Annotated in this window: 15 protein-coding genes; 9 read left to right on the top strand and 6 right to left on the bottom strand. The window is 63.9% G+C overall.

The features are described from left to right. The first annotated feature begins 4 nt into the window (after positions 1 to 4). Positions 5 to 3,580: a hydantoinase B/oxoprolinase family protein gene (locus QUV21_RS14805; RefSeq protein WP_300855963.1), complete on the top strand. Its 3,576-nt coding sequence runs from the start codon at positions 5 to 7 to the stop codon at positions 3,578 to 3,580. A 64-nt stretch (positions 3,581 to 3,644) separates the two neighbouring features. Beyond that, positions 3,645 to 4,346: a tellurite resistance TerB family protein gene (locus QUV21_RS14800; protein ID WP_300855961.1), complete on the top strand. Its 702-nt coding sequence runs from the start codon at positions 3,645 to 3,647 to the stop codon at positions 4,344 to 4,346. Here QUV21_RS14800 and bhcR read toward each other — a convergent pair. After that, on the bottom strand, positions 4,343 to 5,152 hold the full coding sequence (gene bhcR / locus QUV21_RS14795) for an HTH-type transcriptional regulator BhcR (RefSeq protein ID WP_300855959.1): 810 nt from the start codon (positions 5,150 to 5,152) through the stop codon (positions 4,343 to 4,345). The genes QUV21_RS14800 and bhcR overlap by 4 nt on opposite strands. A 150-nt stretch (positions 5,153 to 5,302) precedes the next feature. Between bhcR and bhcA the strand changes: the two genes are divergently transcribed. From bhcA to QUV21_RS14770, 5 genes are all read left to right on the top strand, one after another. After that, positions 5,303 to 6,493, top strand: a complete 1,191-nt coding sequence (gene bhcA / locus QUV21_RS14790) for an L-aspartate--glyoxylate aminotransferase BhcA (RefSeq protein WP_300855958.1) — start codon at positions 5,303 to 5,305, stop codon at positions 6,491 to 6,493. Further along, positions 6,490 to 7,458, top strand: coding sequence for a beta-hydroxyaspartate dehydratase BhcB (gene bhcB, locus QUV21_RS14785; RefSeq protein WP_300855956.1), 969 nt, complete (start codon positions 6,490 to 6,492; stop codon positions 7,456 to 7,458). The genes bhcA and bhcB overlap by 4 nt, the downstream gene beginning before the upstream one ends. A gap of 4 nt (positions 7,459 to 7,462) precedes the next feature. Continuing rightward, positions 7,463 to 8,626 (top strand): 3-hydroxy-D-aspartate aldolase BhcC, encoded by a 1,164-nt coding sequence (bhcC, locus tag QUV21_RS14780; protein WP_300855954.1) that lies wholly within the window; start codon positions 7,463 to 7,465, stop codon positions 8,624 to 8,626. A gap of 118 nt (positions 8,627 to 8,744) precedes the next feature. Next, positions 8,745 to 9,704, top strand: coding sequence for an iminosuccinate reductase BhcD (bhcD, locus tag QUV21_RS14775; RefSeq protein WP_300855952.1), 960 nt, complete (start codon positions 8,745 to 8,747; stop codon positions 9,702 to 9,704). Positions 9,705 to 9,830: 126 nt separating this feature from the next. After that, positions 9,831 to 10,799: a glyceraldehyde 3-phosphate dehydrogenase NAD-binding domain-containing protein gene (locus QUV21_RS14770; RefSeq protein ID WP_300855951.1), complete on the top strand. Its 969-nt coding sequence runs from the start codon at positions 9,831 to 9,833 to the stop codon at positions 10,797 to 10,799. Positions 10,800 to 10,847: 48 nt separating this feature from the next. Here QUV21_RS14770 and QUV21_RS14765 read toward each other — a convergent pair whose 3' ends face one another. From QUV21_RS14765 to puuE, 4 genes are all read right to left on the bottom strand, one after another. Next, positions 10,848 to 12,263 carry a nucleobase:cation symporter-2 family protein gene (locus tag QUV21_RS14765; RefSeq protein WP_300855950.1) on the bottom strand — a complete coding sequence of 472 codons (1,416 nt, stop codon included), beginning with the start codon at positions 12,261 to 12,263 and terminating at the stop codon, positions 10,848 to 10,850. 81 nt (positions 12,264 to 12,344) lie between these two features. Continuing rightward, positions 12,345 to 12,818 (bottom strand): ureidoglycolate lyase, encoded by a 474-nt coding sequence (locus QUV21_RS14760; protein WP_300855949.1) that lies wholly within the window; start codon positions 12,816 to 12,818, stop codon positions 12,345 to 12,347. Positions 12,819 to 12,901: 83 nt separating this feature from the next. Continuing rightward, positions 12,902 to 13,738: a bifunctional allantoicase/(S)-ureidoglycine aminohydrolase gene (locus tag QUV21_RS14755; RefSeq protein WP_300855947.1), complete on the bottom strand. Its 837-nt coding sequence runs from the start codon at positions 13,736 to 13,738 to the stop codon at positions 12,902 to 12,904. Beyond that, positions 13,735 to 15,150, bottom strand: coding sequence for an allantoinase PuuE (gene puuE, locus QUV21_RS14750; RefSeq protein WP_300855946.1), 1,416 nt, complete (start codon positions 15,148 to 15,150; stop codon positions 13,735 to 13,737). The genes QUV21_RS14755 and puuE overlap by 4 nt, the downstream gene beginning before the upstream one ends. A gap of 142 nt (positions 15,151 to 15,292) precedes the next feature. Here puuE and uraH point away from each other — a divergent pair, with 142 nt between their 5' ends. Together uraH and QUV21_RS14740 are read left to right on the top strand one after the other, a co-directional pair. Next, positions 15,293 to 15,646 (top strand): hydroxyisourate hydrolase, encoded by a 354-nt coding sequence (gene uraH / locus QUV21_RS14745; RefSeq protein ID WP_300855945.1) that lies wholly within the window; start codon positions 15,293 to 15,295, stop codon positions 15,644 to 15,646. An 84-nt stretch (positions 15,647 to 15,730) separates the two neighbouring features. Beyond that, positions 15,731 to 17,233, top strand: coding sequence for a DUF2125 domain-containing protein (locus tag QUV21_RS14740; RefSeq protein WP_300855943.1), 1,503 nt, complete (start codon positions 15,731 to 15,733; stop codon positions 17,231 to 17,233). A 76-nt stretch (positions 17,234 to 17,309) separates the two neighbouring features. On the opposite strand, the gene QUV21_RS14735 is transcribed toward QUV21_RS14740, so the two are convergent. Continuing rightward, positions 17,310 to 18,230 carry a LysR family transcriptional regulator gene (locus QUV21_RS14735; RefSeq protein WP_300855942.1) on the bottom strand — a complete coding sequence of 307 codons (921 nt, stop codon included), beginning with the start codon at positions 18,228 to 18,230 and terminating at the stop codon, positions 17,310 to 17,312. Positions 18,231 to 18,311 lie beyond the last annotated feature (81 nt).

The following is an 18,311-nucleotide window of genomic DNA, read 5'->3' as shown; positions in this document are numbered from 1 at the left end:
GACGATGGGCGCTTGGGAATTCTGGATTGATCGCGGCGGCACCTTCACCGATGTCGTGGGCCGCGCCCCGGATGGCGGTCTTGTGACGGTAAAGCTCTTGTCGGAAAATCCCGAACGTTATGGCGATGCCGCCGTGCAGGGTATCCGCGATTGCCTTGGTCTTGCGCCCGGTCAACCGATCCCGGACGGGACGATAGCCGCCGTCAAGATGGGAACCACGGTCGCGACCAATGCCTTGCTGGAACGCAAGGGCGAACGGGTCTTTCTGCTGATCACCGAAGGCTTTGGCGATCTTCTGCGGATCGGCACCCAGTCCCGGCCCGCGCTGTTTGACCTGAACATCCGCCGCCCCGATCTTCTTTATGAACGCGTGGCCGAGGTTCCGGGCCGCCTTGACGCCGAAGGCCGCGAAGTGCGGCCGCTGGATGAAGGCGCGATCCGGGCCGCGCTGGCATCGGCGCGGGCCGAAGGCATCGGCGCAGTGGCCATCGCCTTGATGCATGGCCATGTGAACCCCGCGCATGAGGCGCGGGTGGGGGAACTGGCGGCCGAGGCAGGATTCACGCAGATCTCGCTTTCGCATCAGGTCAGCCGTCTGGCCAAGATCGTGCCGCGCGGCGATACGACAGTGGTCGATGCCTACCTGTCACCCATCCTTCGCCGCTATGTGGCACAGGTTGAAGGTGCTTTGGACATGGGCCGGGCGACAAGGCGGCTTTTGTTCATGCAGTCGAACGGCGGGCTGACCGAGGCCGGGCGCTTTCAGGGCAAGGACGCCATCCTGTCCGGCCCGGCAGGAGGGATCGTCGGCATGGTCCAGACCGCGCAGGCGGCTGGATTTGACCGGCTGATCGGCTTTGACATGGGCGGCACCTCGACCGATGTCAGCCATTTTGCAGGCGTATATGAACGGTCGTTCGAAACCGAAGTGGCAGGCGTTCGCATGCGCGCGCCGATGATGGATATCCACACCGTCGCGGCGGGCGGCGGGTCGGTCTGCACCTTTCGTGACGGGCGGTTTCAGGTTGGCCCGGAAAGTGCTGGCGCGAACCCTGGCCCGGCCAGCTATCGCCGGAGCGGGCCGCTGACGATCACTGATTGCAATGTGATGCTGGGCCGTTTGTCGCCCGACCACTTCCCCGCCGTCTTTGGCCCCGGGGGCGATCAGCCGCTGGACAGCGACGAGGTGGGGGCGAAGTTTCGGGCCTTGGCGCATGAGATTGCCGCCGTCACCGGGCGGCTTGATCCGCCCGAGGTGGTGGCCGAAGGCTTCCTGCGGATCGCCATCGACAACATGGCCAATGCGATCAAGAAGATAAGCGTTCAGCGCGGCCATGATGTGACCGGCTATGCGCTGCAATGTTTTGGCGGTGCGGGCGGGCAGCATGCCTGCGGTGTGGCCGATGCCTTGGGGATGCAGACCGTGTTCCTGCATCCGCATGCCGGGGTGCTTTCGGCCTTTGGCATGGGGCTGGCCGATCTGCGCAGCCTGCGAGAGGCGCAGTTTGACGCCCCCTTGTCCGCCGTGAGCGAAGCCCGCACCCGGATTGACGCGCTTGCCGCCGACGCCACGGCAGACCTTGCCGCGCAGGGCATCGCCGCCCCCAAGGTCAGCCGCACCGCGCATCTGCGCTATGACGGGTCGCATCAGTCCTTGCCGGTGCCTTTCGCGCCCGAAGCCGACATGCGTGCAGCCTTTGCGGCGGCCCATCAGGCGCGGTTCGGCTTCACCTCGCCCGAACGCGCGGTCCTGTTCGAAATGCTCGCCGTCGAGGCCGAAGGTGGCGGGGCAGGTTTGCCACCAATGGATCCGGGGCCAGAGCCCGGGGCCGCCTTCACGACGCTTCGGCTTTGGGTGGACGGGGGTTGGCAGGACGTGCCGCTTTACCAGCGCGAAACCTGCGGCAGCGCCACCCGCATCACCGGGCCTGCCGTGATCACCGAAGCCACTGGCACCACCATCGTCGAGCCGGGCTGGCAAGCGCGGGTAGATGCATCGGCCAACCTGATCCTGACCCGGACCGAAGCGATTGCCCGGCCGCCGGCGGCGGGGACAAAGGCCGATCCGGTCTTGCTGGAAGTGTTCAACAACCTGTTCATGTCGGTTGCCGACCAGATGGGGGCGACCTTGGCCAACACCGCATGGTCGGTCAACATCAAGGAACGCTTCGACTTTTCCTGCGCCATCTTCGATGCGTCCGGCGATCTGGTGGCCAATGCCCCCCATGTGCCGGTTCACCTTGGGTCGATGTCCCATGCTGTCAAGACGGTGATCGCAGCAGTTGGGGCGACTGCGCAGGAGGGGGACGCATGGATGCTGAACTCCCCCTGGAACGGTGGCACGCATCTGCCGGATGTGACGGTGATCACCCCGGTTTTCGTGGCAGGCCGCGCGGCCTTCTGGCTTGGCTCGCGCGGGCATCACGCCGACATTGGCGGGCGGACGCCCGGGTCAGGCCCGCCCGACAGCACGACGATCGAGGAAGAAGGTGTGGTCATCGACCTGTTCCCGCTGGTCGTTGAAGGTCACTTGCGCGAGACCGAGACCCGCGCGCTTCTGGCCTCGGGGCGCTGGCCCTGCCGGTCGCCGGATCAGAACATGGCCGACCTCAAGGCGCAGATCGCCGCGAATGAGACCGGACGTCGGGAGCTCCTGCGCGTTGTGGCCACCCATGGCGCTGAAGTGGTGGCCGCCTACATGGGCCATGTTCAGCAAAACGCCGAAGAATGTGTCCGCGCGGTGATCGACCGGCTGAAGGATGGTGAATTCAGCTATCCGATGGATATCGGCACGACGATCCGCGTCCGTGTTATGGTGGACCATGCAAAGCGCGCGGCGACGATCGACTTTACCGGGTCCAGCCCGCAACATTCGGGCAACTATAACGCCCCGCAGGCGGTGACGCGGGCGGTGGTGCTATATGTCTTCCGCACGCTGGTCGGAAAGGCCATCCCCTTGAACGAAGGCTGTCTTGCGCCGCTGACGATCATTGTGCCGGAAGGCTCACTTCTGAACCCGAAAGCCCCGGCGGCGGTGATCGCCGGGAATACCGAGGTCAGCCAGTCGGCCTGCAATGCGCTTTATGGCGCGCTTGGGGTGGTGGCGGCTGCGCAAGGCACGATGAACAACTTCATCTGGGGCAATGACGCCTTCCAGAACTACGAGACGATTGCCGGCGGCACTGGGGCTGGCCCCGGTTTTGCCGGTTGCGACGCCGTGCAAAGCCATATGACCAACACCCGCATGACTGATCCCGAGATCCTGGAAAAACGCTTTCCCGTAAGGCTGGAGGAGTTTTCGATCCGGCATGGTTCTGGTGGCAGCGGTCACTGGCGTGGGGGCAACGGCGCTGTGCGAAGCCTGCGGTTCCTTGCGCCGGTGACCGTGACCACCCTTTGTGGCAGCCGCCGGATCGCGCCATTCGGTGCGGCAGGTGGCGGGCCGGGGGCCACGGGCGAAAACCTTGTCCACTGGCCTGACGGGCGGACGGAAGCGCTGAAAGGCAACGACGAACGCGACCTTCCCGCCGGTGCTGTTTTCGAGATGCGGACCCCGGGCGGGGGCGGCTGGGAGACTTGAACCCGGCCATTGCATCGCTGTCCGCCGATGCACATATGTCGTCGGACAAAGACAGGAGCCAACGATGTTGAACGCGAAATCCCTGCTGGACAGCCTGACGGGCGGCCTTGGTCAGGCAACCGGTGGCCAAGGTGCCAAAGGCTTGACCGGCAAGGCGAAAGACACATGGAACAACCAGTCCGCGCTGGGCAAAGGCGCAATTGCCGGTGGCCTTCTGGGGGTCTTGCTGACCCGAGGCGGGCGCAGGCTGCTTGGCACAGGTGTCCGGGTGGGCGGCGCTGCGCTGATCGGTGGTCTGGCCTACAAGGCCTATGAGGATTGGAAGGCCGGCAAGGCGGCGGGCGCCGAAGGTGGCCCGGTCAGCCTGCCTGCACCCGAAGGAACCGAGTTCCTCCCCGCCGATCCCGTCGCCGCCGATGACCTTGCCACCCGTATCCTGCAAGCGATGATCGCCGCCGCGAAGGCTGATGGCCATGTCACCCCGGACGAACGCGCACGGATCGACGCGCAACTGCCCAACCTTGGGCTTGGGGCCGAGGCCACTGCGCTGATCGCCGCCGAACTGGACGCGCCGCTTGATGTGGGCCGCGTTGCAGCCCTTGCCCGCACCGAACGCGAGGCGACCGAACTTTACGCCGCCTCGCTTCTGGTGGTGGATGAGAATGCGCCCGCTGAAAAGGGCTATCTGGCAATGCTGGCCGCGCGGCTTGGTCTTGATCCGGCACTTGTAGACCATCTGCACGCCAAGGCCGCGCAACTGGCCTAAGGCCGCACGCCACCCGTCGCCTCGGTCACAAGGTCCGCCGCAGCGCGGACCAGCGCACCGAGGCGGCTGGCATCAGACAAACCCACCCGGAAAGCGGGGCCGGATACAGACAGACCCGCCACCGGCTCGGCATGGGAATTGAAGATCGGGGCAGCGATGCAGCGCATGCCCTCGGCGCGTTCCTGATCATCGATGGCAAAGCCGCGTTCCCGTGTGCGGGCCAGGTCGCGCAATAGCGCGGTGTCCGAGGTCAGCGTCAGTGTGGTGAACTTCTGCAACCCCTGCCGCGCGATGATTTCGCGCGCCCGGTCTTCCGGATACCACGCCAGCAAGGCCTTGCCGATTCCGCTGGAATGCATCGGGCCTTTGGTGCCGGGCGGAAAGAAGGCGCGGATCGCCTCATGCGTTTCGACCTGCGCCAGAAACAGCACCTCGCCCCGCACCTCGACCCCAAGGTTCGCGGTTTCCCCTGTCTCGCGCATCAGCGCATCCATCGGTTGCCGCGCGCGTTCCACCACTTTGGTCCGGCGCAGGAAGGCGGTGCCGATCCGGAAGGCCCCGGCCCCGATGTGCCAAAGCTGGCCGGGTTCTTCCACCTCGACCATGCCATGCCCTTGCAGGGTTTGCAGCGCGCGGAACGTAGTTGCGACGGCCTGACCGGTTTCCTCGGCCAGGTCGGAAAGCGTGCGACCCGGGCCTTGGGCCAGATGCTCCAGCAGGAAAAGCGCCCGGTCCAAAGCCTGCACGGTGTTCTGGTCGGTCTTGTCGTTGAACGCCTTCGGTCGCCCACGTGGTTTCTGAGCCATCGTTCCCCGTTCCTTCTGCTGAAAAAGAGCAAACCACTGTTATTGATTAATAACATCAGAAGAATCACAAAATGAAAAATCTTTTCGAAAAAATTGTGAATGGTGCGGTGGATGGGTAGGTTGCACCCATCCTCAAGGGAGAGAGCCCCGATGTCCTTCCAGAACTCCGTCTTCATCCCCGGCCCGACCAATATTCCCGACTCCGTCCGCAAGGCCTGTGACATGCCGACGCTTGACCACCGGTCCCCGGCGTTTGCGCGCCTGTTCAAGCCTGCGGTTGAAGGTGTGCGGCGGGTGCTGAAAATGGCGGATGGTGAAGTCATCCTGATCCCGGCCACCGGCACAGGCGGCTGGGAGGCGGCGGTCACAAACACCCTTTCGCCCGGTGATACCGTGCTTGCCGCCCGCTTCGGGATGTTCAGCCATCGCTGGATCGACCTTTGCCAGCGCCACGGGTTGAACGTCCAGATCATCGAGACGCCATGGGGCCAGGGCGCGCCCTTGGCAACCATCGAGGCCGCGCTGAAAGCTGACAAGACAGGCAGCATCAAGGCGGTTCTGGCCACCCATAACGAAACTGCGACCGGCGTGAAATCCGATATCGGCGGCATCCGCCGGGCAATGGACGCGGCGGGGCATGGCGCCATGCTGTTTGTTGATGGCGTGTCCTCCATCGGGTCGATGCCGTTCGAGTTCACGGGCTGGGGCGTCGATATCGCGGTTGCGGGCAGCCAGAAGGGTTTCATGCTGCCCGCGGGCCTTGCGATCCTTGGGGTGTCGCCAAAGGCCATCGCGGCGATGGAAACGGCCACCCTGCCGCGCACCTTCTTTGATTTCAATGACATGCTGGCAAGCTACGCCAAGGGCGGCTTTCCTTATACCCCGCCGGTCGGTCTGATTGCGGGTCTGGCACATGCCATCGACCTGCTTGAATCCGAGGGGCTGGAGAATGTCTACGCCCGCCACCACCGCCTTGCCGAAGGCGTGCGCCGTGCGATCACCGCATGGGGGATGACGCCCTATGCCGCCTCGCCCGAGCTTTATTCCGATACGGTGACGGCGGTGAAGGTTCCTGCGGGCTGTGATGGCACGGCCTTGGTGCAACTGGCCGCCAGCAAATACGGCGTGGCCTTTGGTGTGGGTCTTGGGGAAGTGGCCGGCAAGGTCTTCCGCATCGGCCATCTTGGCATGCTGACCGAAGTCATGGTGCTGTCGGGCCTTGCCACGGCCGAGATGTGCATGGCCGATCTTGGCTGGGGGGTCACCCTCGGCTCGGGCGTGGCAGCGGCGCAGGACTACTATCGCGGCACGGTTCCGGCCATGGCAATGGCCGCAGAATGAAGGACTTTCCCATGCTGATCCCGACTTTTGATGATGTGCTGGCCGCCCATGCCCGCATCGCGCCCCATATCCACCGCACGCCGGTCCTGACCTCCAGCTACCTCAATGACCTGACTGGGGCCGAGCTGTTCTTCAAATGCGAGAACTTCCAGAAGGCCGGTGCCTTCAAGGTGCGCGGTGCCTGCAATGCGGTCTTCGGCCTTGGCGATGCCATGGCGGCAAAGGGTGTCTGCACCCATTCATCAGGCAATCACGCGCTCAGCCTCAGCTATGCCGCTGGTCGCCGGGGCATCCCCTGCAACGTCGTGATGCCGCGCACCGCGCCGCAGGCCAAGAAAGACGCCGTGCGCGGTTATGGCGGCGCGATCACCGAATGTGAGCCTTCGACGACAAGCCGTGAAGCGATCTTTGCCGAGGTGCAGGCGCGGACCGGGGGGGAATTCGTCCACCCCTACAACGACCCGCGCGTGATTGCCGGGCAGGCGACATGCTCACGCGAACTGCTGGATCAGGTCGAAGGGCTGGATGCCATCATCGCCCCCATTGGCGGCGGCGGCATGATCAGCGGCACCTGCCTGACCGTGTCGAACATCGCGCCGGGGGTGGATGTCTACGCCGCCGAGCCAAAGAACGCCGACGACGCCTATCGCAGCTTCAAGGCCGGTCACATCATTGCCGACGACGCGCCGGAAACGGTGGCCGACGGGTTGAAGGTGCCGCTGAAAGACCTGACCTGGCATTTCGTGCAGAACCATGTCACCGACATCTTCACCGCCACCGAGGACGAAATCATCGAGGCGATGAAGCTGACCTGGAAACGGATGAAGATCGTGATGGAGCCAAGCTGCGCCGTGCCGCTGGCGACGATCCTGAAACACAAGGACGCCTTCCGCGGTCGCCGCGTCGGCGTCATCATCACCGGCGGCAACGTCGATCTGGACAACCTGCCTTGGATGAAAGGGTAAGCACATGAACACGCATCCGAAATTCGACGGCCTTGAAGTCGGCTATGACATCCCCGCCCTGCCGGGGATGGCCGAGGCGGATATCCAGACCCCCTGCCTTGTTCTCGACCTCGACGCGCTGGAACGCAATATCAAGAAGATGGGCGATTATGCCAAGGCCCACGGCATGCGCCACCGAGTGCATGGCAAGATGCACAAGTCGGTCGATGTCGCCCTCTTGCAGGAACGCCTCGGCGGGTCGGTCGGCGTCTGCTGCCAGAAGGTCAGCGAGGCCGAGGTCTTTGCCCGTGGCGGCATCAAGGATGTGCTGGTTTCCAACCAGGTCCGCGACCCGGCCAAGATCGACCGGCTGGCGCGGATCCCCAAGCTGGGAGCGCGGGCGATCTGCTGTGTGGATATGCTCGACAATGTGGCTGACCTGTCTGCGGCGGCTGTCAAGCATGGCACGACCATCGAGTGCCTCGTGGAAATCGACTGCGGCGCCGGGCGCTGCGGCGTGAAGACCACGCCGGAAGTGGTGGCACTGGCCAAGGCGATTGACGCGGCCCCGGGCCTGAAGTTCGCCGGTATCCAGGCCTATCAGGGCGCGATGCAGCACATGGACAGCTATGACGACCGCAAGGCCAAGATCGACCTTGCCGTGGCGCAGGTGAAGGATGCGGTGGATACGCTGGGCGCGATGGGTATCGCCTGCGACATCGTTGGCGGCGGCGGCACCGGCAGCTATTATTTCGAAAGCACCTCAGGCGTTTACAACGAACTTCAATGCGGCAGCTATGCCTTCATGGATGCCGACTATGGCCGTATCCTCGACAAGGATGGCCGCCGGATCGATCAGGGCGAATGGGAAAACGCGCTTTTCATCCTGACCTCGGTCATGTCCCACGCAAAGGCCGACAAGGCCATCGTCGATGCTGGGCTGAAGGCGCAGTCGGTCGACTCGGGCCTGCCGGTCATCTTTGGTCGGACGGACGTGAAATACGTCAAATGCAGCGATGAACATGGTGTTGTCGAAGACCCGGCGGGTGTTCTGAAGGTCAACGACAAGCTCAAGCTTGTCCCCGGCCATTGTGACCCGACCTGCAACGTGCATGACTGGTATGTCGGTGTCAGGAATGGCGTGGTGGAGGTCGTCTGGCCGGTCTCGGCCCGCGGCAAGGCCTACTAGGCTTCCTCTGTGCGATAGTATCCCACGTAGCCCAGCGGTTTTGCCACTGGTTCGAGAAACCGCTGGGCTGGCGGGGGTGGGAAACCCCCGCTCCGCCATTACCGCAAGGAACACCCACATGCTGATCGTCCCCGAGGCCCTTATCGCCGAACTCGTCTCGCCCGAAGATGCCTTCCAGGCGGTCGAGGCAACCTTTGCCGCCATGGCCCGGGGGGAGGCCTATAACTTCCCCGTCGTGCGTGAGGCGCTTGGCGAGGGGCGGCAGTATGGCTTCAAGTCCGGGCTTGATCGGTCGGGCGGGCAACTGGGCGTGAAGGCGGGCGGGTATTTCCCCGGCAACGCAGCGAAGGGGATCATCAATCACCAGTCAACCGTCTTCCTGTTCGATCCTGAAACGGGGCGGCCGACGGCCATGGTGGGCGGTGGGCTTCTGACCGCGCTGCGGACGGCGGCGGCCTCGGCCATTTCCATCGACCGGCTGGCACGGCGCGATGCGAAGATCCTTGGCATCGTGGGCGCGGGGCATCAGGCCGGGTTCCAGTTGCGGGCCGCGGCGCGGGTGCGGCGGTTCGAAAAGGTCATCGCCTGGAACCTGCACCCCGAGATGCTGCCAAAGCTTGGCGCGATTGCCGCCGAACTTGGCCTGCCCTTCGAGGCGGTCCCGCTGGGCCGGATGGTCGAGGCGGATGTGATCATCACCATAACCTCCAGCCCTGCGGCCAGCCTGATGTCGGCCCATGTGGCGGATGGCACGCATCTGGCCTGCATGGGGACAGATACGGTCGGCAAGCAAGAGGCGGAGCCCGCCTTGTTGGGCCGCGCCTGTGTCTTTGCCGACGAGGTCGCCCAATCTGTCAGTCTTGGCGAGGCGCAGCATGCCGTCGCGGCCGGACTTCTGGACGCGACCGCGATCACGCCGCTGGGCGATGTTCTGATCGGGGCGCATCCCGGGCGGCGGTCGTCGGATGAAGTGACCCTGTTCGATGGCACTGGCGTCGGATTGCAGGATCTTGCCGTCGCCGCGATGGCGGTGCGTCTGGCAAGAGAACGTGGGATGGGCGTCGAGGTGCAGGTCTAACCTATGAAGGCGTATCCGGTGACGCACCCGGTCAATTGTTCTGGGTACAAATTTTGATCAAACGCCTGTTGAAGCGGCGGCCCGCGCGTGCTGAGACTGCACCGATCAGGGCTGGAGGGGCAGGTCATGCGGGTGTTCGTCAACGGGTTCGGGCGGATCGGGCGATCCGTGCTGCGGGCCTGGGCCAAGGGAGCGGTGCCGGGGCTTGAGATCGTCGGGATCAACGACATCGCCACGGCCGAAATGTGCGCCTACCTGTTCCAGTTCGACTCGGTCTTCGGGCCGTGGCCGGGGCAGGCAACGCTGGAGGGCGGCGCTTTGGTGGTCGACGGCAGGGTGATCCCGCTGCACCGGGCGGCGGATCTGTCCACGCTGGATCTGTCAGGCGTCGATATCGTGATGGAATGCACCGGGCGGGCTGAAAGCCTTGAGATGGCAAAGCGCGGCCTGGTCGCCGGGGCAAAGCGGGTGCTGATCTCTGGGCCGTCGGCTGCGGCCGAGGTGACGGTGGTGCTGGGGGCCAATGAGGGGGCGCTGCGGGATCAGCGGATCGTGTCGAACGCCAGTTGCACCACCAATGCGCTGGCGCCGCTGGTCAAGCTCCTGGATCGGGAATGGGGGGTAGTCACCGGGTCGATGACCACTGTCCATTGCTACACCGGCAGTCAGCCGACCGTGGATGCCCCCGCCGCCGATTTCGCCCGCAGCCGCGCGGCTGCGCTGTCGATGGTGCCAACGACGACGAGCGCGCAACGCCTGCTCGATCAGGTCCTGCCCGAGGTGGCCGGACGGATCATGGGGTCAGCCGTTCGGGTGCCGGTGGCCAGCGTGTCCTGCGTTGACCTCAGCGTCATCACCGACCGCCCGGCGAATATCCCGGCGGTCAACGCGGCGTTCCAGGCGGCGGGTGGGGTGATCGGGGCGACAGACTTGCCGCTGGTGTCGTCAGACCTGCGGGCGCGTCCCGAGAGCATCGTCATGGCCTGCCCTGAAACGCGCATGACGCCGCAGGGATTGCTGCGCGTCTTTGGCTGGTATGACAACGAATGGGGCTTTTCCAACCGGATGCTGGAGATGGCCCGGGCAATGGCCTGAGCCGAAAGCCCGCGGGGCGCGAACTATACGCACCCCGCGGACATCTTCTCAGTCGCCCAGTTCTTCCGGCAGGGCGAGGTTCAGGATGATCGCGATGGCGGCTGCGGGCAGAAGGCCCGAAGTCAGCAGGATCTGTGCCGTGCGCCCCATGTGTTGCAGCGCCTCGGGGACCAGTTGCAGGCCAAGGCTGATCGACAGCGCGGTGGCGAAGATCACCATGTTGCGGCGGTTCCACTTTACCTCGGACAGCATGTTGACGCCCGCAGCGCAAACCATGCCGAACATCACCACCACGCCGCCGCCCAGCACGTTGATCGGGACGGTGTTGATGGCCGCACCCACCTTGGGGATCAGCCCGCAGACGATCAGGAACAGCGCGCCGATGGTCACGACATGGCGGCTCATCACTCCGGTCATCGCGATCAGGCCGACATTCTGGCTGAACGAGGTATTCGGCAGCCCGCCAAAGATGCCCGCGACGGCTGTGCCTGCACCATCAGCGAAGGTCGCGCCCTGAATTTCAGTGTCCGTCGCCTCGCGGCCTGCGCCGCCCTTGGCGATTCCCGAAACATCGCCCACGGTCTCGATCGCCGACACCACTGCCATGAAGCACATGCCGATGATGATGGCGAAGTTGATCTCGAACCCCCACATGAACGGGTTTGGCAAGGCGAAGTAGCCGGCACGCTCGACGGCGATAAAGCTGACCTGACCCATGGCAAGCGCGACCGCGTAACCGGCAAGGATGCCGATCAGCACGGCGGCAACAGCCATGAAACCGCGGGTAAAGAACTTGATCGCCAGCGTGACAAGGATCACGACCAGCGCCGGAAGCCACTGGCTGAAGCTGCCGAACTTTATCGTGGACCAGTCAACCGGGGTGCCGGCGGCCTTGGCATCGGCAATGGCGCGCATGCCTGCCTCCATGGCCGGAACGCCGCCCGCTGCATACTGGATACCGACCTTGACCAGTGCCAGACCGATCATCAGCACGATCAGGCCGGTGACCAGCGGCGGCAGGGCATAGCGGATGCGGCCGACGATGAAGCCAAGGAAGAAGTGGAAGATACCGCCAAGGACCACACCGGTCATCAGCCCGCCAAGCCCGGCGGTGCCAAGACCTGCGACGGCCGGAATCATGATCGGCACGAAGGCAAAGGACGTGCCTTGCACGATCGGCAATCTTGCCCCGACCGGACCCATGCCGACGGTTTGCAAAAGCGTGGCGATGCCTGCAAACAGCATGGACATCTGGATCATGTAGGTCATGTCGGGAAAACCGAGCGCGCCCTGATCTGACCCGAAACCGATCCCCGCTGCGCCACAGACGATGATCGCTGGCGTGACGTTCGAGACGAACATCGCAAGGACGTGTTGAATCCCCAAAGGCACGGCCTGCCCAAGGGGCGGCAAGTAATCTGGGTCTCGAAGTTGCTCTGGTGTCCCCAGAGATGCGCTGGTCATTGTGGTTACCTTTCCCTCGGGGCGTTTATGTTCTCGCCGTCTTCGCACTGCCCCTTGGGTGCGATCCGGTTAATACCCCGTTCAGGGGGCCAGCACCGTCCACGGTTGGGTGTAACGGTATTCTTCAAGGTTCGGCGTAGGGCCGATCCGGTCCACAACGGCAAAGATGCCGGGGGAATGAAGGGGTGTCAGCACACCGTGCCATGTGCCACGCAGCAGGTTTATCCCTTGCGCGCCATTTGTAAGGAATGCGCGCGGTTGTGCCTGCGGATCAGGCGCAACGATGACAAGGAACGGAGCTTGCGTCATCGGGATGAAGGCTTGTGAGCCTTCGGGATGACGCTCGATCAGGTCAAAGCGGTAGGGCAGGGCGCGGGGTTCGGCGTGGAAGATCGAGATGCCAGCGCGGGCGTCACCGAAATCCAGCCGGGCGCGGTCGTGGTGGCGGCGGCAGAGCCCGTCGTTGATAAGCCGGAAATCACCGGTAGCGTCCAGAACATCGCCGAAGGGGGCAAAGCCGGCGGCGGTGAGGGGTTCGGCGTGCAGGGTCTGCATCGGCTGGCTTTCTTGCGGGCGGCGGAAGCGAGGGGTTTCACACCCCTCGCGCTCCCCGTGGGATATTTCCGGACAGATGAATGTCAGCGCATAAGGCGCAGGTTGGCGTGGCGGTTGACATCCTTGTAAAGGAGGTAGCGGAACGGGTCGGGGCCTGCGGCGATGCAGGCCTGCGGGCAGAAGGCGCGCAGCCACATGAAATCACCGGCCTCGACCTCGACCCAGTCCTGGTTGAGCTTGTAGGCGGCGCGGCCTTCAAGGACGTAAAGGCCATGTTCCATCACATGGGTTTCTTCAAACGGGATGCGGCCGCCGGGCTGGAAGGTGACGATGTTGACATGGGCATCATGGGCAATGTCATCGGGGTCGACGAAGCGGGTGGTGCCCCAGCGGTTGTCGGTGCCCGGCATGAAGCGGACGGGGACGTCGCGTTCGTTGATGACGAAATGTGCGGGCGCGGGGTGGCCCGGGGCGGGTTCGTAAAGCTTGCGGAGCCAGTGGAAACGCGCGGGGCTGCCGCCCTCGGCAAGCAGGGTCCAGCGGCTGGCGGGGGGGATGTAGGCGTAGGAGCCTGCTTCCATCTCATAGCCGGTGCCGTCTATCGTCACCGTGGCAAGTCCGTCGGTGAAGAAAAGCCAGTGTTCGGCGCCGGTGTCAGTGTCGGGGGTGTCGGAGCCGCCGCCGGGGGCCACCTCCATCACATATTGGCTGAAGGTTTCGGAGAAGCCTGACATGGGCCGGGCGATCAGCCAGAGGCGGGTTTTCGTCCAGCCGGGCAGATTGCTGGTGACGATTTCGGAAAAGCAACCCTTGGGGATGAAGGCATAAGCCGGGGTAAAAACGGCGCGGGCGGTCATCAGGGTGGTCTGCGAGGGCAGGCCGCCCGGGGGATGGTAGTAGCCGGCGGGCTTTTCGGTCATGGCAACTGGTCCTTCAGGCGAAGTTCGGCGATGCGTTCGACTTGGGCGCAGGCCATCGTGAATTCCTGTTCGGTATTGTTCGCAAGGCGGGTCTGGAAGGCATTCAGGATGCTTGCCTTGGTGTTGTCGCGGACGGCGATAATGAAGGGAAAGCCGTGCTTGGCGACGTAGTCGGTGTTCAGGCGCTGAAACTCCGCCCGTTCGGCATCGGTCAGCGCATCAAGCGCGGCGCTGGCCTGTTCGGCGGTGCTTTCCGGGGTCAGGCGCTTTGCGGCGGCAAGTTTGCCGGCAAGATCGGGGTGCGCGTTCAGCACGCCAAGGCGTTCGGCGGGCGTGGCGCTGCGGAAGATGCGGGCAAGCGCGTTGTGGAGGCCCACCGCCGAGTCATGCGCGGGGCCGAGTTCAAGGTCAAAGGCGCGGTCTGCGATCCAGGGGGAGTGTTCGAAGATGCTGCCGAAGCGTTCGACAAAGCGGGTGCGGGTCATCTGGCTGGGGCGTTCGATGCGGGCGTGCGGGTGGGTTGCGGCCCAATGCGCGGCGATGTCGCTGCGGGTGGCGAACCAGACGCCTTCATGGCGCTGGACGTGGTCAAGAAAGCGGATCAGGCCGGCGATCTTGCCGGGACGCCCGATCAGGCGGCAGTGCAAGCCGATGGAGAACATCTTGGCCCGACCGTCAGCCCCTTCGGCATAGAGGGTGTCGAAGGTGTCTCGCAGGTAGGTGAAGAACTGTTCGCCTTCGATGTAGCCCGGCGCGGTGGCAAAGCGCATGTCGTTGGCTTCAAGGGTGTAGGGGATCACCAGCTGGTCACGGCCCCCCACCTCGGCCCAATAGGGCAGATCGTCGTCATAGGTATCTGAGATCCAGTCGAAAGCCCCGGCTTCCGCCGTCAGCCGGACCGTGTTCAAGGAGCAACGCCCGGTATACCAGCCACGCGGCGGGGTGCCGACAACTTCGGTGTGCAGGCGGATCGCCTCAGCTATCTGGGCGCGTTCCTGATCTTCGGCCATGTCGCGGTGATCGACCCATTTCAGCCCGTGGCTGGCGATGTCCCAGCCGGCGGATTTCATCGCGGCCACCTGTTCGGGGTTGCGCGCAAGGGCGGTGGCGACGCCGTAGATCGTGACGGGCAGGTTGCGCCCGGTGAACAGGCGATGGAGCCGCCAGAACCCGGCCCGCGCGCCGTAGTCGTATAGCGATTCCATGTTCCAGTGCCGCATCCCCGGCCAGGGTTGGGCGCCAGCGATGTCGGACAGAAAGGCCTCAGACTGGGCGTCGCCGTGAAGGATGCTGTTCTCGCCGCCTTCCTCATAGTTCAGGACCAGCGAGATGGCGATCTTCGCGCCACCCGGCCAGCGGGCATCGGGGGCGTCGGGGCCATGGCCACGGAAATCTCGGGGATAGCGGTTCACGGGCTTCTCCTTGGGCGTCGGGCGAGATTAGGCGAGAATGGCAGTAGATATTTTCAAGATTTCACGAAAGGTCATATGCGGGCAATGCGGGGTCGCAGGGGCAGGGGTTTCGTGGTCTGATGCCGGAAAACGGAGGTTTCAGATGGGACGGCTTTCCACGCATGTGCTGGATACGGCAAAGGGCAAACCCGCAGCGGGGGTGAAGATCACCTTGTACCGGATTTCAGGCGACAGCCACCTTCGGATCAAGGAGATGGTGACGAATGCGGACGGGCGGACCGATGGGCCGATGCTGGAAGGCGCGGATCTGACTGCTGGCGTTTATGAACTGGTCTTCGGCGCAGGGGACTATCTGCGCGCGACGGGTCAGGCGGGGGATGGGCTGCTGTTTCTGGACCAGGTGCCAATCCGCTTTGGCGTGCCGGATGCGGGACAGCATTACCATGTGCCGTTGCTGATTTCCCCGTTCAGCTATTCGACTTACCGGGGGTCATGACGGCTTGGGTCGCGAAACGATTACTTGCGGTTGCGGTCAATACAGGGTTTGATTTCGCCGTAAAATTTCGTTTGGGAGAATCGTATGTTTCGGATGACGTCTTGCTTTGCAGCGCCTGCATTTGTCCTATTGATGGGTGGAACGGCCCATGCCGCGCTGACGGCTGATCAGGTCTGGCAGTCCTGGAAGGACGCCGGCGCGATGATCGGGCTTGAGGTGACCGCCGCCACGGAAAACAATGACGGCGGCGCACTGACGCTGAACGGCGTTTCGATCGCTCCAGCCGGAATGGCGGGGATCAGGATTTCGGACATGCGGCTGACCGAAGAAACGGACGGCTCTGTCACAATCGCGCCGGGTGCGGATATCGGCCTCGATCTGACGGGCGATACCCAAGGTTCGGCCCGCATCGTGCATGACGGTCTGACCATGATCGTGCGTGAGGCGGATGGCGGCCTGGCCTATGATTTCGCTGCTGCGAAGCTGGATGTGGTCTATGATACCACCTATCCGTCCTATCCGTCTTTTGATGGCACCACCCCGCCTGAAACCAAGGCCGCTGGAACCGTTGGGCTGTCCAACCTGTCCGGCACCTATTCTGACACCCCCGGCACCAACCGGACCTTCGGGCTGGACATCAAGGCGGGCGCGCTTGCCTATAACACCACGCTTGATGATGCCGGTCTGGAAATGAAGCAGACAACGGCCAGTGACACCGCCGATGTCGAGGTGTCGTTTGACCTCGCCTTGCCGTCCAGCATGTCACTTGCCGATATGGCCGGGCCACAAGATTTTGGCGCTGCCCTTCAGGAAGGGTTGGCCATCAGCGTTTCCACCAAACAAGGCACTTCGGTCGGATCGATGACTCAGGAAAGCGCCTTTTTTCCCATGAGCATGGAAATTACGGCCGGCGGCGGTGACGGAACGGCGGTTTTCAACAAGGACACCTTCTCGATCCAGTCACAGGGGGCCGGTCTGGATGTTAAAGTGAACTCGGGCATGATGCCGGTGCCGGTGCAAGTGACCTCGGGTCCGATCATGTTCGGCATGACAGCGCCGGTGATCGCAAATGACGTGGCGGGTGATTTTGGTCTGATCATGAAGTTCAGCCAGTTCAGCGTCAACGAAGAGGCCTGGGCGATGATCGACCCCGGTGCTGTCTTCTCGCGCGATGCGGCGGATCTGGCGGTCGATATCTCGGGCAAGACGAAGATCGACGTTCCTGCAATGATCGCAGCGGACGAGATGGGCGGCATGCCCCCGATCCCGGCACCGGAAAACCTCGACATCACCGAGCTTTCGCTGAAGGTGGCGGGCGCGGCACTGGCGGGAACCGGCGCTTTCACCTTCGACAACTCCATGGGCATGCCGATGCCGATCGGAGAGGCCGACGTGTCGATCTCCGGGGCAAACGCGCTGATCGACGGGCTGATCGCAACCGGCATTCTGGCGCAGGAAGATGCAATGGGCGCGCGGATGATGATGGGCGCCTTCATGTCGCCCGGCGCGGGTCCGGACACGCTGACCTCCAAGATCGAGGCCAAGCCGGGGTTCGAGATCTATGTGAACGGCCAGCGCATCCAGTAAGGGGCGCTGCGGTGACGGGAAGGGCGGGGCTTCGGCTCCGCCCTTTTGCGTTTGCTGATCAGCAGGGTTGCCCGGCCTAGGCCCCCTGCGTTGCCCGGCGCAGGTCTTCGCGGATCTGCTGTGTCATGAAATCGGTGAAAAGCTGTACCTTGGGGTCTTTCAGCCTGCGGTGTTGGCTAAGCGTGGAAAGCTGGATCGGCAGCGGGGGCGTGGCGGTGGCCACCGGGACCAGCGCGCCGGACCGCAGGTGATCGGCGACCTCGAACAGCGGTTTCAGCACGATGCCGCGCCCGTCAAGCGCCCATCCGGTCAGCACATCGCCATCATCGCTTTCAAACGGGCCGGCAATTTCAAACCGGCGCGGGCCTTCGGGGGTGGCAAGCGTCCACTGAAACTCCTTCGCGCCGGGAAAGCGCAGGTTCAGGCAATCATGCTTGTCAGCCAGCAAGGCGGCGCCGTCAGCAGGCATCCCGCGACGTTCGACATAGGCGGGGGCGGCGCACAACAATCGAGGGCAATCGGCGATGGTGCGGACCTTGAGCGTCGAATCCTCCAGAAGCCCAAGATGAAAGGCCACGTCGATCCCTTCGGCCACCACGTCGATCCCCCGGTCCGACAGGCGCAGGCGCACGTCGATCTGCGGATAAAGATCCTTGAAGGCCGGCACGCGCGGGCCAATGAACCGCCGTCCGATGCCAAGCGGGGCGGCCACGAAGATCGTGCCGCGCGGATTTTGCGTGACATCCATCACCGCGGCTTCGGCCTCGTCTATCGCTTCCAGCACGCGGCGGGCGCCGTCATAGAAGATGCGGCCGTTTTCGGTCGGTTGCAGGCTCCGGGTGGTGCGGCTGAACAGGCGCACGCCAAGGTGTTTCTCCAGCTCCGAAATCCGGGCTGACGATACGGCCGGCGACGTGCGCTGATCCCGCGCCGCAGCGGACATGCTGCCCAATTCATAGACGCGGACGAACATGCGGATGTTGTTTACATAAGACATCTGGAGGCCATTGTTCGGCAGGGCTTGAAAGTGATGCGGTCTTTCTATGGATTAACAGAAAGGTCTGGGCCGGTATAGCGT

The organism is Tabrizicola sp. (genome assembly GCF_030373185.1).
Lineage (GTDB): Bacteria > Pseudomonadota > Alphaproteobacteria > Rhodobacterales > Rhodobacteraceae > Tabrizicola.
Note: the sequence above shows the minus strand (reverse complement) of the source record. Positions and strands in the feature narration are given on the sequence as shown.

Excerpts from the sequence above, each read along its gene's own strand:
- QUV21_RS14805 (WP_300855963.1), top strand. The coding sequence starts at position 5 with ATGGGCGCTTGGGAATTCTGGATTGATCGCGGCGGCACCTTCACCGAT.
- QUV21_RS14800 (WP_300855961.1), top strand. The coding sequence starts at position 3,645 with ATGTTGAACGCGAAATCCCTGCTGGACAGCCTGACGGGCGGCCTTGGT.
- bhcR (WP_300855959.1), bottom strand. The coding sequence starts at position 5,152 with ATGGCTCAGAAACCACGTGGGCGACCGAAGGCGTTCAACGACAAGACC.
- bhcA (WP_300855958.1), top strand. The coding sequence starts at position 5,303 with ATGTCCTTCCAGAACTCCGTCTTCATCCCCGGCCCGACCAATATTCCC.
- bhcB (WP_300855956.1), top strand. The coding sequence starts at position 6,490 with ATGAAGGACTTTCCCATGCTGATCCCGACTTTTGATGATGTGCTGGCC.
- bhcC (WP_300855954.1), top strand. The coding sequence starts at position 7,463 with ATGAACACGCATCCGAAATTCGACGGCCTTGAAGTCGGCTATGACATC.
- bhcD (WP_300855952.1), top strand. The coding sequence starts at position 8,745 with ATGCTGATCGTCCCCGAGGCCCTTATCGCCGAACTCGTCTCGCCCGAA.
- QUV21_RS14770 (WP_300855951.1), top strand. The coding sequence starts at position 9,831 with ATGCGGGTGTTCGTCAACGGGTTCGGGCGGATCGGGCGATCCGTGCTG.
- QUV21_RS14765 (WP_300855950.1), bottom strand. The coding sequence starts at position 12,263 with ATGACCAGCGCATCTCTGGGGACACCAGAGCAACTTCGAGACCCAGAT.
- QUV21_RS14760 (WP_300855949.1), bottom strand. The coding sequence starts at position 12,818 with ATGCAGACCCTGCACGCCGAACCCCTCACCGCCGCCGGCTTTGCCCCC.
- QUV21_RS14755 (WP_300855947.1), bottom strand. The coding sequence starts at position 13,738 with ATGACCGAAAAGCCCGCCGGCTACTACCATCCCCCGGGCGGCCTGCCC.
- uraH (WP_300855945.1), top strand. The coding sequence starts at position 15,293 with ATGGGACGGCTTTCCACGCATGTGCTGGATACGGCAAAGGGCAAACCC.
- QUV21_RS14740 (WP_300855943.1), top strand. The coding sequence starts at position 15,731 with ATGTTTCGGATGACGTCTTGCTTTGCAGCGCCTGCATTTGTCCTATTG.
- QUV21_RS14735 (WP_300855942.1), bottom strand. The coding sequence starts at position 18,230 with ATGTCTTATGTAAACAACATCCGCATGTTCGTCCGCGTCTATGAATTG.